This window comes from uncultured Bacteroides sp. (genome assembly GCF_910586915.1).
Lineage (GTDB): Bacteria > Bacteroidota > Bacteroidia > Bacteroidales > Bacteroidaceae > Bacteroides.
The window spans coordinates 52,109-65,727 of sequence record NZ_CAJULN010000008.1 but is presented as its reverse complement, the minus strand read 5'-3'; the positions used below and the strand labels follow the sequence as shown (position 1 = coordinate 65,727).

9 protein-coding genes, 1 tRNA gene and 2 pseudogenes are annotated in these 13,619 nt (G+C 46.0%); 4 read left to right on the top strand and 8 right to left on the bottom strand.

Annotation, left to right across the window (positions count from 1 at the left end):
- The first annotated feature begins 40 nt into the window (after positions 1 to 40).
- The 3 genes and pseudogenes from QZ331_RS05130 to QZ331_RS05120 form a co-directional block, all read left to right on the top strand.
- Positions 41 to 307 (top strand): hypothetical protein, encoded by a 267-nt coding sequence (locus QZ331_RS05130; protein ID WP_294628625.1) that lies wholly within the window; start codon positions 41 to 43, stop codon positions 305 to 307.
- A gap of 182 nt (positions 308 to 489) precedes the next feature.
- Positions 490 to 1,377 (top strand): annotated as a pseudogene (locus QZ331_RS05125) (endonuclease/exonuclease/phosphatase family protein).
- A gap of 163 nt (positions 1,378 to 1,540) precedes the next feature.
- A pseudogene (locus QZ331_RS05120) lies at positions 1,541 to 2,869 on the top strand (glycoside hydrolase family 125 protein); the annotation flags it as partial.
- A 182-nt stretch (positions 2,870 to 3,051) separates the two neighbouring features.
- Here the strand turns inward: QZ331_RS05120 and QZ331_RS05115 are convergent.
- Genes QZ331_RS05115 through QZ331_RS05105 form a run of 3 tightly spaced genes read right to left on the bottom strand, consistent with a single transcriptional unit; the run spans position 3,052 to position 5,086 of the window.
- Positions 3,052 to 3,723, bottom strand: a complete 672-nt coding sequence (locus QZ331_RS05115) for an RNA pseudouridine synthase (RefSeq protein WP_294628624.1) — start codon at positions 3,721 to 3,723, stop codon at positions 3,052 to 3,054.
- A gap of 9 nt (positions 3,724 to 3,732) precedes the next feature.
- Positions 3,733 to 4,479, bottom strand: a complete 747-nt coding sequence (gene fabG / locus QZ331_RS05110) for a 3-oxoacyl-[acyl-carrier-protein] reductase (RefSeq protein ID WP_294628622.1) — start codon at positions 4,477 to 4,479, stop codon at positions 3,733 to 3,735.
- Between the two features lie 16 nt (positions 4,480 to 4,495).
- Complete coding sequence (locus QZ331_RS05105; RefSeq protein WP_294628620.1) at positions 4,496 to 5,086, bottom strand: TetR/AcrR family transcriptional regulator; 591 nt, start codon at positions 5,084 to 5,086, stop codon at positions 4,496 to 4,498.
- A gap of 236 nt (positions 5,087 to 5,322) precedes the next feature.
- Between QZ331_RS05105 and QZ331_RS05100 the strand changes: the two genes are divergently transcribed.
- Positions 5,323 to 5,395 (top strand) — tRNA-Met (locus QZ331_RS05100).
- A gap of 177 nt (positions 5,396 to 5,572) precedes the next feature.
- Here the strand turns inward: QZ331_RS05100 and QZ331_RS05095 are convergent.
- From QZ331_RS05095 to QZ331_RS05075, 5 genes are all read right to left on the bottom strand, one after another.
- Positions 5,573 to 6,112: an RNA polymerase sigma-70 factor gene (locus QZ331_RS05095; RefSeq protein WP_294628619.1), complete on the bottom strand. Its 540-nt coding sequence runs from the start codon at positions 6,110 to 6,112 to the stop codon at positions 5,573 to 5,575.
- A 146-nt stretch (positions 6,113 to 6,258) separates the two neighbouring features.
- Positions 6,259 to 7,428 carry a DUF1735 domain-containing protein gene (locus tag QZ331_RS05090; protein WP_294628618.1) on the bottom strand — a complete coding sequence of 390 codons (1,170 nt, stop codon included), beginning with the start codon at positions 7,426 to 7,428 and terminating at the stop codon, positions 6,259 to 6,261.
- A gap of 17 nt (positions 7,429 to 7,445) precedes the next feature.
- On the bottom strand, positions 7,446 to 8,552 hold the full coding sequence (locus QZ331_RS05085) for an endo-beta-N-acetylglucosaminidase family protein (RefSeq protein ID WP_294628616.1): 1,107 nt from the start codon (positions 8,550 to 8,552) through the stop codon (positions 7,446 to 7,448).
- Between the two features lie 24 nt (positions 8,553 to 8,576).
- A complete protein-coding gene (locus tag QZ331_RS05080) occupies positions 8,577 to 10,220 on the bottom strand; it encodes a SusD/RagB family nutrient-binding outer membrane lipoprotein (protein WP_294628614.1) in 1,644 nt (547 codons plus the stop codon).
- A gap of 32 nt (positions 10,221 to 10,252) precedes the next feature.
- On the bottom strand, positions 10,253 to 13,324 hold the full coding sequence (locus QZ331_RS05075) for a SusC/RagA family TonB-linked outer membrane protein (protein ID WP_294628612.1): 3,072 nt from the start codon (positions 13,322 to 13,324) through the stop codon (positions 10,253 to 10,255).
- Between the last annotated feature and the right edge of the window lie 295 nt (positions 13,325 to 13,619).

The window sequence follows — 13,619 nt, the reverse complement described above, 5'->3', positions numbered from 1 at the left end:
AGAGAATTGAAAATATAAGTCTAATGTAAAGCAAACGATTATGAAAAAATTAGTATTAGTAGTAGCAATGTTTATGTTTGTTTGTGGTGGTTCATTCCTTGTCAGGGCTCAGAATTCTGTGAAAGCTGAGACAGCCCGGACAGAAGTCAATGCAACAGTGGTCAACGACACAGTGGTGAAAGACACTGTGACCCAGAAAGACAAGCCCGAAAAGGTGGAACTCGTTGCACCCGCTGCTATGGTCAACGATACGGTGGTGAAAGACACCGCATCCAAAGACAAACCGGCGGAGCCTGTCAAGGAATAACCTTTACCGATTGATAAACCGAACATAGTATGCCGAAGCATAGTAAGCACACTATACAAGAAGCCATCCCAAAATTTCGTCTATTCCGGGGATGGCTTTTTTTCATTTTTCCCCTCCGTGTGAATAAAAAATATCGTACTTTTGAAGGCAATAAACTATTTATCAAGCAAACTATCAAAGACATGAAACTAAAACAACTTGTATTTATTGCCCTCACGGCGATGTGCCTGGGCAGTTGCCGGAGCAGTCACCAACCCACTTCCCTCACCGTTGCTTCCTACAACATAAGACAGGCAAACAGCCACGACTCCATCCGTGGGAACGGTTGGGGGCAACGCTGTCCGGTGATTGCACAACTGATTCAATACCACGACTTCGATATCGTAGGCACTCAAGAGTGCTTTATCCACCAACTGAACGATTTGAAAAAAGAACTCCCCGGCTACGACTACATCGGCGTAGGACGCGACGACGGTAAGGAAAAAGGCGAATACGCTGCCATCTTCTACCGTACCGACAAGTTCGACGTGATAGAAAAAGGCAACTTCTGGCTGTCGGAAACTCCCGACGTGCCAAGCAAGGGATGGGATGCCGTGCTGCCGCGCATTTGCAGTTGAGGACACTTCAAATGCAAAGATACCGGATTTGAATTTCTCTTCTTCAACCTGCACATGGACCACGTAGGCAAGCAGGCACGTGTGGAAAGTGCTTTTCTCGTGCAGGAGAAAATGAAAGAGTTGGGCAGAGGGAAAGAGCTTCCCGCCATCCTCACGGGCGACTTCAACGTCGACCAGACGCACCCGTCGTATGACGCCCTCGTCAGCAAAGGGGTATTGTGCGACTCTTACGAGAAGTGCGACTTCCGCTATGCGCTCAACGGCACGTTCAACGATTACGACACCAACGGTTTTACGGATAGCCGCATCGACCATGTATTCGTCTCCCCCTCTTTCCGCGTGAAAAGGTATGGCGTGCTGACGGATACCTACCGCAGCAATACAGAACAGCCTTGCCAGGCGCGCACTCCCTCCGACCATTTCCCTGTAAAGGTGGAGCTGGAACAGCCATAAATCTTGCATCACGGAATCCCACGATGAAAACTAAAAAACTATCAATATGAATATTACCAAAGCCTTCTGCCTGTCGGCAACGCTTCTTGGCGCTGCCAACCTACAGGCCATGCAGCACAACGACATCATCGTACTGCAAGACAACACCCAAGTGAACAACTACCGCACCAACCGCCCGGAAGCGTCAAAGCGTCTCTTCGTTTCGCAAGCCGTAGAGCAGCAGATTGCCCACATCAAGCAACTGCTCACCAACGCCCGCCTGGCGTGGATGTTTGAAAACTGCTTCCCCAACACACTGGACACAACCGTCCACTTCAACGGCACGGACGACACGTTTGTCTACACCGGCGACATCCATGCCATGTGGCTGCGCGATTCGGGCGCACAGGTATGGCCTTACGTGCAGCTTGCCAACAAAGACCCGGAACTGAAGAAGATGCTTGCCGGAGTTATCAGCCGCCAGTTCAAGTGCATCAACATCGACCCGTACGCCAACGCTTTCAACAAAAACGCCGAAGGAGGCGAATGGATGAGCGACCTCACCGCCATGAAACCCGAACTGCACGAGCGTAAATGGGAAATCGACTCGCTCTGCTACCCCATCCGCCTTGCCTACCATTACTGGAAGACAACGGGAGACGCCAGCATCTTTTCCGACGAATGGCTCGCCGCCATCGCCAACATCCTCCAAACCTTCAGGGAACAGCAACGCAAGGACGACGCCAAAGGCCCTTACCGCTTCCAGCGCAAAACGGAGCGTGCGCTCGACACAATGACCAACGACGGCTGGGGGAATCCGGTGAAGCCTGTCGGACTGATTGCCTCCGCCTTCCGCCCCTCGGACGATGCCACCACTTTCCAGTTCCTTGTCCCGTCCAACTTCTTCGCCGTCACCTCTCTCCGCAAAGCTGCCGAAATCCTGAAAACCGTCAACAAGAAGCCGGATATGGCAAAACAATGTAGCGTGCTTGCAGACGAAGTGGAGAAAGCGTTGAAGAAATATGCCGTCCACAACCATCCGAAATATGGCAAAATCTATGCTTTCGAGGTAGACGGCTTCGGCAACCAGCTATTAATGGACGACGCCAACGTGCCGAGCCTTATCGCCCTGCCTTATTTGGGAGACGTGAAAGTGAACGACCCGATTTATCAGAATACCCGCCGTTTTGTTTGGAGCGAAGACAACCCTTACTTCTTCAAGGGCACTGCCGGCGAAGGTATCGGCGGACCGCACATCGGCTATGACATGATTTGGCCGATGAGCATCATGATGAAAGCATTCACCAGCCAAGACGACGAGGAAATCAAAGCCTGCATCAAAATGCTGATGGACACGGATGCCGGAACGGGCTTCATGCACGAATCTTTCCACAAGAACGACCCGCAGAAATTCACCCGCGCATGGTTTGCATGGCAGAATACGCTGTTCGGGGAGTTAATACTGAAACTTGTCAACGAAGGAAAGGTAGAGTTGCTCAACAGCATCCGGTAATACTGCCGGGGCGTTTGGTTGAAACTTCGGTTTCATCGGGAAGAAACTAAAGTTCCATCAGGGTTGGAACAAGAGTTTCATCCCAATGAAACTAAAGTTTCAAGCAATGGAAACTCTCGTTTCAAAGCGTACGGCACTTCTGTTGCATGAGAGGAGAAGAAAAGAAAAAAGGATTTGACTGATTAAAACAGTTCAAATCCTTTCCATAAGTTTCCGTCGGGAAGGGGCGCTTCGAGCGCTATCGGCTCTTTCGAGACGGGATGTACAAACCGTACCCTTCGGGCGTGCAGGCAAATGCTTCCATCGGGATTGGAGCGCGGAGAACCATATTTCAAGTCGCCCTTGATGGGGCAGCCCATCTTTGCCAGTTGGCAACGTATCTGATGGTGGCGTCCGGTCTTCAAGTCCACTTCGAGCAAATGATAATTCTCCGAATGTCCTATCAGGCGGTAGTCCAATATCGCCTTCTTGCTGTTGGGCACTTCCTTATCGTATGCATAGCTCTTGTTCTGCTTTTCATTGCGCACAAGAAAATGCACCAGTTCGCCTTCGGGCTGCTTAGGGGCGTTCTTCACCACTGCCCAATAGGTCTTTTTCATCCCGCCGGTGCGGAACATTTCATTCAGCCGGGTAAGTGCCTTGCTCGTTTTGGCGAATATGACAAGACCGCTTACGGGGCGGTCCAACCGGTGTGTCACACCGAGGAAAACATTGCCGGGCTTCTGGTACTTCTCCTTCAAATACTGTTTCACAGTCTCCGAAAGCGGCGTATCGCCCGTCTTGTCTGCCTGGACAATCTCGGAAGCGGTCTTGTTGACTACAATGATATGGTTGTCTTCGTATACGACAGTCATGCTGTTCGATTACATATTCATACCACCATCTACCTGAATCACCTGTCCCGACACGTAAGAAGACATATCGGAAGCGAGGAAGGTAGCGATGTTTGCTACATCTTCGGGAGTACCGCCACGGCGCAAAGGAATTTTCTTTGCCCATTCGGCTCTTACTTCGTCCGAAAGAGCGGCTGTCATGTCTGTCATGATGAATCCCGGAGCGATGGCGTTGGCGCGGATGCCACGAGAGCCGAGTTCCTGAGCGATAGACTTCGCCAATGCAATCATACCGGCTTTGGAAGCGGCGTAGTTAGCTTGTCCCGCATTACCGTGAACACCTACTACAGACGCCATGTTGATAATGCTACCTGCTTTCTGACGCATCATGATAGGTGTGCAAGCGTGGATGAAGTTGAATGCAGACTTCAGGTTCACGTTGATTACCATGTCCCACTGCTGTTCGCTCATACGCATCATCAGACCGTCGCGTGTGATACCTGCGTTGTTTACCAGGATATCGATGCGTCCGAAGTCTTTGTGGATTTCCTCTACGACCTTTGCCGTATCTTCAAAGTTGGCAGCGTTGGACGCATAGCCTTTGGCTTTCACACCCATTGCTTCGAGTTCTTTGGTTGTATTTTCTGCATTTTCGTCAATGACAAGGTCAGTGAATGCGATGTTTGCGCCTTCGGCTGCAAACTTCAGGGCGATAGCCTTACCGATACCGCGGGCAGCACCGGTCACAATGGCTGTTTTTCCGTCTAATAATCCCATACTAAAAGTTATTTAATTAAGTTTCTGTTCTATGCAGTGCGCCAAACACAATGTTGGACACATATCTGTTTCTTGTTTCTTCATCCAGGTGTGCACCGATATGGCCGCGGATATAAGGGACTTCGATTCCCTTGACGCAATAATGTACCAGGTCGGCAGTCATCTCTACGTCGTCGATGTGGAAAACTCCCTTTGCCTGTCCTTCCAGCAGAACCGCCTTGAAAAGCTGTATCTCCTTTGCATCGAATTTCTTGCGCACTTTCTCCACGCGCCATATGTCGCGGAAGAAGTTGGCACGCAGCGTTCCGTTCCGGTAGACCGCCTCTTTCACCGCATCCAGCCGGGTGTATATCAGTTCGAGTAACTTTGCGTCGGGCGAAATATTCTTTTCCGACACCCGCTTCATGATATCCGACAGAATGTCCAGTTCCGATTCCACCACAGCCAAATAGATTTCTTCCTTGCTTTTAAAATAGGTATATAATGTTCTTCTGCCTTTCTTGGAAGCAAGGGCGATGTCGTTCATTGTCGTATTCTCTACCCCCATCTTTGCAAAAAGCTGACGGGCAACATCTACTAATTGGGCTTTGGTCTTGGATACGGTCATAGGTTACAAATTGCACATTGCTGAATATTTTGAGCAAAAGTAATTCTTTTCTTCAGACCATACAAGAAAACGAAGAGAATATTAACATTTGTACATGAACGGAGTAGGGAAAACAGGCACACAAAACAGTACTCATTTTCAAAGAGATAAGGAAAAGGATGCATTTTTTATGAAAAATATTCGGCAAATAGTTTGCATATTCCGAATAAAGCCGTACCTTTGCACTCGTTAAACATCGCGGAGTGGAGCAGTTGGTAGCTCGTTGGGCTCATAACCCAAAGGTCATTCGTTCGAGTCGGATCTCCGCAACTAAGAGAGGAAGAATCGCAGAAATGCGGTTCTTCTTTTTTATGGCAATTTACTCTCCGATAGTGTTATCAACACCCTTCGCTGCAATTATCAACAAGGATACCAACAAAGTTATCAACAGGTTAATTTATTTATAATAAATGTATTAACGGAATAGCTGCCGGCGTTATAAACAGCTTAGGAAAAATGTGAATTCCCCAAAATCCTTCTCAGTTCCACCAACGTCAAATAGATTTGCCGCTCTATCGTACGGACGGATACGTTCATGATATCGGCTATCTCCTTATGGCTTTTGTCGTCAAAACGGCTAAGTTCAAACGCTCTTCTCCTGCGCTCGGGAAGCGCAGCGAGTACGGAATATACATCCCGAAGCATTTCCCGGCAGTAATATCTCTCCAGAAAATCCTCTTCCACCAGAAATGAGGGAGCTTCCAGCGTAAAACGCTCTTCGTACTCCTGTCTCACCAGTTCATGCTTGTAGCGGTTGATTGCGATGTTTCGCGTCATAATCAAAAGATAGGAATCAATCTCTCTTTCATTGTCCACCCATATGTGACGCCTTTCCCAAAGTCGGGTAAAAACTTCCTGAGCAACGTCTTCCGCATCCAACTCGGTTCTCAGCAAGCCGTAAGCAAACTGCTTTATCCTGGAATAGTTGGCTTTGACCAACCGCGAAAAGAAATCTCTTTGGTCAAAACTCTCCTTATCCATCATCATTATCATGCAATTAAATTGTGGACATATAGTAAAAAAGCACAGGGATGTGTCAGAACCGGTTTTCACCACAGTGAGTTTTGACGCACCCCCATGCCACATTATTAAGATACAGAAAATAACGGATTACTTTCTGTCGGGTTCATTTCTTATTTTGCTTCAGGGAAGATAAACATATTACCGCCGTTGTCGTCGAAATAAGCCTTGTTAGGCATAGCAAGGTGATGTGCTCCCTTACTCCAGTCCCAAATCATGGTTTCGTCTTCAACAATCGTTCCGTCAGCATTGCGCTTCTTACCATTACACGGATAGTAAACAACCAAGTCATCGTCGGTCGGGTCAACCATCTTCCATGCGTAATCACTCAACTGCTTGGGCGTACGGGCTGTTCTCCAAAAACGGTATTCGCGAACGTAGTCATTCTTTCCTCCAATCCAGAAGCCTGCCAGTTTATATTCGCCGCTACGAATTTCCTGTTCGGCTACCAGATTACCGTTGACATAAACATAGGTCTTTTTGCCATCGTACACAAACGCAATCATATACCAGGTATTGGGTTGAGCGGCAAACTTTTCTTTGTCTACATCAATTTGTGATGCACCGGTCTTAATCTGCAACTGGTTCGGTTCGATGGTCACGTCACCGAAACGGGTATAGATTTCGTCCAACGGTGTAGAACCTGTCACCTGCTTGGTTCCGCCGATAGCCATGTTATTCTGTTTGTAAGCCGCACGATTGACCATTACCTCATACGTCCATTGCGGAACAGAGAGACCTTCCGGCCACATATTAGCATCTTCGGCACCGTTGCCTTCTATCATCAGACACTTGGTTCTGATACGCTGTTCCAAAACAATCAGTGTTTCTTTCTCACCGTCGATACCGGCAACATCGCCATTGGCAATCTTAATCGGCAAAGCATAGCTCACTCCCGATTCAAATTTTACGTTCTTCAACGTCACGTCCAATGCCTGCGAAGTAGACATTGATGCAAATTCTACCTCTTTGCTTACAGCATACATCTCAGCCGGAAGTAAAGTGTAATCTGTTTTATTTTTACTATTGAAACGGTCGAGCTGCCCTTTGTCGCCCGCAATTACAGATACTTTGACAGCAGCCCCAGTGGGCTTTACCAAAGCTATCTTCACATCTTTGACCGGCAATTCCGTACCCTCTTCCACGAATACCTGAACCGTACTCTTCGAATCGATAAATGCCCCTTGTTCACTTTGAAAATCCTCAAGCGGATTTTTATAAAGTTCATTCTGACAAGCAGTCAAAAAACATATACTTGCCAAACTAAATATTAATTTCTTCATATCTAAAAACTAATTTATTATTGATATTCACCCGGATATACGACATTACCGAAATACAAAGCAGTGCGCAACCATTTATAAGGAGGCTCGTTCTTGAAATCATATTCCATATGATAAGAGCCTATACCTCCGATACGTTTTCCACTGGGCAGGTCGAGAGTAGCATAATCAAAAATCTGTCCTCCGTCTGTCTTGGAAAACTCCGGATGGACGGAACTGGTGTAGTTCTTAACGCCTCCGGTACGCCAGTTCTGTTCAAACTCTACCGTAATAATCGATCTACGCTCCCAGTCTTTCAAATGTTCTCCCTTATTCAGTTTCAACAATACTCCCCTTGTGGAAGTCTCCCAATAAGCCTGGTAAATATAATGGTCGATCATCTCGGAAGCCTCCGCAGACAAAAGATACGGTTCGCCGTCCATCACCAGCATCTTACCCTGAGGACGCAGACGGTCGCTCATTGTTTTAATAAGCGTCCACATATTCGTATTACCGCTGTTTTCGGCAATTGTTTGCCTATTTGCCAAGTCACCGCTATGTCCGTATCCCGGTTCATAGTCAATATCAAAGCCATCGAGGTTGTATTTATCTATTGTATCACAAAGTGCATTGGCATAGGCTTCAATGGCTTTTGTTTCATCGCCTCCACCTTTCTGCAACCAATATTCACGTCTGTCTTCCACTCCCTCAGGCGTAATACCCACACCCAAATTATCTATAATCCAGCACAATAAGGCCTTTCCGCCCTTCACTTCCTGGAAGAACTTCAAATCGGCTTTCTGTTCGTCCGACAAGTTTCCACGGGTACCCCATAAAGAAACAAAATCGACACTGTCGGGCAACATTTTCAAATAATTCTGCGCGTTGGTTCCCTTTCCGGTCCAGTTACCGAACCATCCGAACCCTTTCACATGAGGAGTCTTGCGGTATTCGCGCAGTTTTGCATAATATTCGCGCTGGGTCGGAGTCAAGTCTTCTTCTCCTTGCGCTTCAATCAGAGGAATCAGACGTTCCAACCCCTCCTGATTCTCATAAGTTACTCTTTCTTCTTCTGTCCAGTCCGAGCAGGCTACCAATGAAAGCGATGCGGCAAGACATATGTATAAAATGTTTTTTAATTTCATATGTATATTTTTTTAATTCAACAATCAATTAGCCGGTTGTTTCGGACGATTGTCCCGTACCCACCACAAGGTAGTCGCTCCCTGATCGGGACCACCCAATAAGGCAGGTATCTCTGCCATATTCGGATTGGTCTGATACTCTGACGGAGCAAACCGGAAACGTTCCGGAACTCTTGCATCCTCCGCAGCACCAATGCGGCTATAAGCTTGAGTGTCGGCAGGTTTTGCTACGTAAGGATAACCTGTTCGGCGATACTCTGTCCAGGCTTCTACCGCATTCGGATAAAGAGCGAGATATTTTTGCGTCATGATTTTCTGCAACTGTTCTTCTTGCCGATTAGATGTCTTGTAATCATCCCATTTAGGAGAGGTATTACCCGGTTGCATTGCACTGGCGTAATCTTCATTAAATAGACAATCTTCCATATTGATATCCAACGGCAATGTTGTCTTTGCCAAATAAGAGTCAACACCTGTAACACCATGCTCCTCAAAAGAAGTCCTTACTCCAGTCTCATATAAACTCTGCACATCTCCCGAAGCCAATCCATAAAGTACAGCTTCCGCACGCAGGAAATAGACTTCTGAAGCACGCATCCAATATAAAGGAGTTGCATCGGTTACAATAGGCTTAGACATATCATCTGCAAAAGAGGCATCTTTAGGCTGGTTGTTTGTAGGCGGTAAGAACCTATATTCCTTCGGGTCATACCAAGTTCCACTTCCTACTTCAGTAAACATTTTGGAAATACGTCCATCGCCATATCCTTTCAGATAAGCCCAGATTGTAGCCCCCATACGAGTTTCTCCATATTCCTCCACAGAGGCCATCATGGAGTTCTTCAACGGCATCAGAGGGCCGTCCGCTATTTTAGCTGCGTCCGATACTGCTTCCATCACACCGCCATTGTCAGGATTGAGCGCTTTCTCGATATATTCTCTCGCCAATGCTTCATTTTTGAAGTGTGTTCGCACAGCCAGACGGAGCATGACGGAATTTGCCAACTTAATCCATTGTGCAGTATTTCCTCCGTATATCAAATCGTATGAAGGAAGAATCTGAGCAGGAGCACGGTTCAACACCTCTACCGCAGCAGCCAAATCAGCCAACATCGCTTTATATACATCTTCCTGAGCATCGAACTTGGGAGAGATTTCACCCTGTCCCGCTCTGGTGTAAGCTATCGGACCGAAAACATCGGTCGCACGGCTCCATGCTATCACTTTCACAATATCAGAAAGAGCACCAATTGCCTGGTCGGAAGGTAGATCCGAATCTTTCACCAGATTATGGATGTCAATCCACGACTGGAAGAAAGTAGAATAGAAATTCTTATAAGCATAGACCATCCTGTTTTCAGTGAAATACCAGGTAGCTTCCAAAGGATTGTTTGCCCAGTTGTTGTTGTTTCCAAAATAGCCGATATAACTTCCTGACGAAATCAAATCCGTATTCTGCAAATCATTACCAGGACCAGTGGTCAAACTGGGCGAACCGATAGGAATCACCCTTTGCTGCATCGCCATAAACGGTGCACCGTATATCAGTCCCTTCTGCTTCAATTCATCGTCAGACACACCGGTAGTAGATGTATTGACATCGTCGTAGTCACAAGCCGACACAGCAAGAAGGGATGCAATTATAAGTATGCAATTTTTTATTTTCATAACATCTAAAATTCTTTTTAATTACTCATTGATTAAAATCCAAACTTCAGGCTAACTCCGAAAGTGCGCTGACTTGGAAGCATAAAATAGTCGTATCCTTGTCCGAATGTACCTGTAGAAGCAGTCAGTTCAGGGTCGAAAGGCGCTTTGTTGTAAATCATCCACAAATTGGTTCCATAGACAGATACATTCAAGCCCTTCAAGACGCTCTTAAACCATTTGTCGGGAAAAGTATATCCCAAACGAGCTTCCTGCAAACGAACGTTTGTGGCGGAATAAACGTAATAAGCATCCAAATTAGAAACAGTTTCATAATATGCTTTCGGATCGATTGTCACATTACCAAGTTTCACCCCACCCGCTTCACGGGCCAAAGCAGACGCCTTTGATACACCCGAACGATCGAGAACCGCCTGAGTCTTGGAAATGACATTACCACCTATACGGGCATTGAACAAGAAATTGAGGTTGAATCCTTTATAAGAGAAACCATTGTTCCAGCCCAAATTCCATTTCGGATTGACCGAACCTAATTTATAAGGAGTAGTCACCTCAGTAAGCAAAGGCTGTCCCGGCGTGTAGTTGATATAACCGTCGGCATCGCGGGCAATCCACTCGTCGGCATAGATATCACCAATCTCACCGCCTTCACGCAAACGGAAGCGTCCAACCTTGATATCGCTCAAATCATGTATGTTGCCCATAGGGTCTTTTACGCTGGAAGGCAGCTCTTTAATCTTGTTTTTGTTAGTAGTAGCCGTGAAAGTAGTGTTGTAGTTGAACTTACCGAAAGTCTGGTCATAGCCCAAAGTGATTTCAACACCTCTGTTCTGTACATTACCTGCCTGCACAAACATATAGTTATAACCGGAACCCTTCGGCATATCAGCCTTCAACAACTGATTGTAAGTATTTGAATGATAGAATGTCACTCCCAACGTGATGGTATTGTTCAACCATCTAGAGTCGATACCCAATTCGTAAGAACGAGTTCTTTCGGCCTTGAAGTCCGGCAACGGATAATATTCATACGGCTTGTAAGTACCACCTGCCATTTCGTGTGTAATAGTACCCGGAGTCAATCCCGTAAATGAAATAGGCGAACCGACTTCCGTAAAAGAGGCACGTACCTTCAAATATCCCAATACAGGCTGTATGCTGTTACGCAGATTTTCGTCCAACATCTCTGTGATAAGAGCAGATACACCCACTGAAGGATAAGCAACCCACTCTCTCTTCGTGTTGACCAACTGCGAAGGCTTGTCCATACGTCCAGTCAAAGTGAGATACAACATTGATTTCCAAGCGAACTCAGCCGATGCAAAGGCTGCAAAGTTTCTTGTACGGCTGTCACCTCCCGTCTGGCTCGGAGAAGCCTTTCCCGGGTCTACATTGGCATACGTAAATTTGTTGGGAACCAGCAGCAAGTCGCCACCATATCCATGCCCTTTCGTATCGTATTCCTCAAACGACACACCGGCATTGACTGTAGCACGATAATGAGTCGCAAACGCTTTATCGAAGTTGACCATAACATCCGCATACTTCTGCTTGTAGCTTTCGTTGAAATAGTTATAGCGTCCGTTCGGGCCTGCAAACGTACTGCTGGTAGAAGCATAACGCTTGTCTTCCTTTTCTGTGTAAGTATTATCAATACGTACACGACCGCTCACATTCAAGAAATCGCAAATATCATATTTCAGACTACCGAACAACATATAACGGTCTTTAGTCTCAGGACGGATATTACGATAAGCTATCCAGTAAGGATTCTGAATATCCATACCCAAGTCACCGCAAGCCCAATGCTGCTTGCTGTAACCATCCGTTTCATCGAAACGTTCAAAATATTTTTCCTGTGCAAAGTTCATTCCACGCGGATAGAGATAAGCACCTACAATCGGATTGAAATAGGTACCATAAGCTACCATATTGTTATAAAATTCGCGGACATAATTGGCCGATACATCCAAAGTCAACTTGTCGTTCAGGAATTTGGATGTATTTCTCAATGTCACATTGTAACGATGGTATTTGTTGTTCACCACCATACCATCCGAATTGACAGCCGAACCGGACAGGTAAGTCTGGGTCTTATCATTTCCCACAGACAGATTGAAAGAGTTGTTGTAAGTAGCACCGGTCTGGAAGAAATCGATCGGATTGTATCCTGAAGGTTGTTCCAGTCTGTCGCCCCAGGAAGTCGATGCTCCATCTACACTTCCGTAAATGTCTTGGAACGCAGGAGTAACAAAAGGATTGGAAAACTCCACAGAGGAAGAAACATTCACTCTTAAAGCACCTGCCGCACCTTTTTTAGTATTAATCAAAATCACACCATTAGCAGCACTCGCACCATACAAAGCAGCAGCCGACGGTCCTGTCAGCACAGACAGGCTCTCAATATCGTCCGGATTGAAATTGGCAATACCTTCGCCCGATGTTTTACCGCCGAAACCGGTTCCGTCGCCGGCACGGTCGGCCTGGTTACCGATAGGCACACCGTCAATCACATACAATACGTTATTATCGCCTGCAATCGATTTGTTACCACGCATAACTACACGTGTTCCTCCACCTACTCCCGAAGAACTGCGTTGTATGTTCACACCTGCCACCTTACCATTCAGACCGTTCATAAAGTTGGCATCTTTCACGGCAGTCAGCGATTCACCACCAACTTTCTGCACATTGTAACTCAACGCCTTTTCCGAACGTTTGATACCCAAAGCAGTTACAACTACTTCTTCCAATACTTCTGTATCTTCACCAAGCACAACGTTCAAGGGAGCAGCATTTGCTACGGTTACTGACTGGTTAGAATAACCGATATAAGAAAACTCAAGAACATCACCGACAGAAACTTTCAATGTAAATTTTCCGTCCAGGTCAGTTACAGTACCATTAGTAGTACCCTTCGCCAAAACACTTACACCAATCAGCGGTTCTCCTTTGGTATCTTTCACTGTACCGGAAACACTGATTACATTGTCTTGCACCTGACTGACGAAATGAGAGTCAGACGCATACAAGCTGCCTCCACCTGCTAATAGCAACAAGCTAAAAAGCAAACAGAAACCTTTGCGATTCAGATTTGTTTTCATTCAATAATAAATTAAATTTAAAATAGTTTTAATAAATAACGGGAGTTATATCTACAGACGTTATTTCAAAAAGATGCAAACAGATTTTTCGAAGGTATTCAACACATTAACAAACGATATACTAAATACTTTTTTTTCATCTGTATTATTTTTTTAGGTTTTACGCTACAAATATAGTTATTATACATTAACAAGCAATAACATAGGGGCTATTTTTTAGATTTTACCGGTTCCACAGATGAAATAGAGTAAAAGCAGAGATATAGCTACGTATACTTTATTAAGTATTTTATAA

What these genes read in the sequence shown, in the direction of transcription:
- QZ331_RS05130 (WP_294628625.1), top strand. Translation starts at nt 41, where the DNA reads ATGAAAAAATTAGTATTAGTAGTAGCAATGTTTATGTTTGTTTGTGGT.
- QZ331_RS05115 (WP_294628624.1), bottom strand. Translation starts at nt 3,723, where the DNA reads ATGACTGTCGTATACGAAGACAACCATATCATTGTAGTCAACAAGACC.
- fabG (WP_294628622.1), bottom strand. Translation starts at nt 4,479, where the DNA reads ATGGGATTATTAGACGGAAAAACAGCCATTGTGACCGGTGCTGCCCGC.
- QZ331_RS05105 (WP_294628620.1), bottom strand. Translation starts at nt 5,086, where the DNA reads ATGACCGTATCCAAGACCAAAGCCCAATTAGTAGATGTTGCCCGTCAG.
- QZ331_RS05095 (WP_294628619.1), bottom strand. Translation starts at nt 6,112, where the DNA reads ATGATGATGGATAAGGAGAGTTTTGACCAAAGAGATTTCTTTTCGCGG.
- QZ331_RS05090 (WP_294628618.1), bottom strand. Translation starts at nt 7,428, where the DNA reads ATGAAGAAATTAATATTTAGTTTGGCAAGTATATGTTTTTTGACTGCT.
- QZ331_RS05085 (WP_294628616.1), bottom strand. Translation starts at nt 8,552, where the DNA reads ATGAAATTAAAAAACATTTTATACATATGTCTTGCCGCATCGCTTTCA.
- QZ331_RS05080 (WP_294628614.1), bottom strand. Translation starts at nt 10,220, where the DNA reads ATGAAAATAAAAAATTGCATACTTATAATTGCATCCCTTCTTGCTGTG.
- QZ331_RS05075 (WP_294628612.1), bottom strand. Translation starts at nt 13,324, where the DNA reads ATGAAAACAAATCTGAATCGCAAAGGTTTCTGTTTGCTTTTTAGCTTG.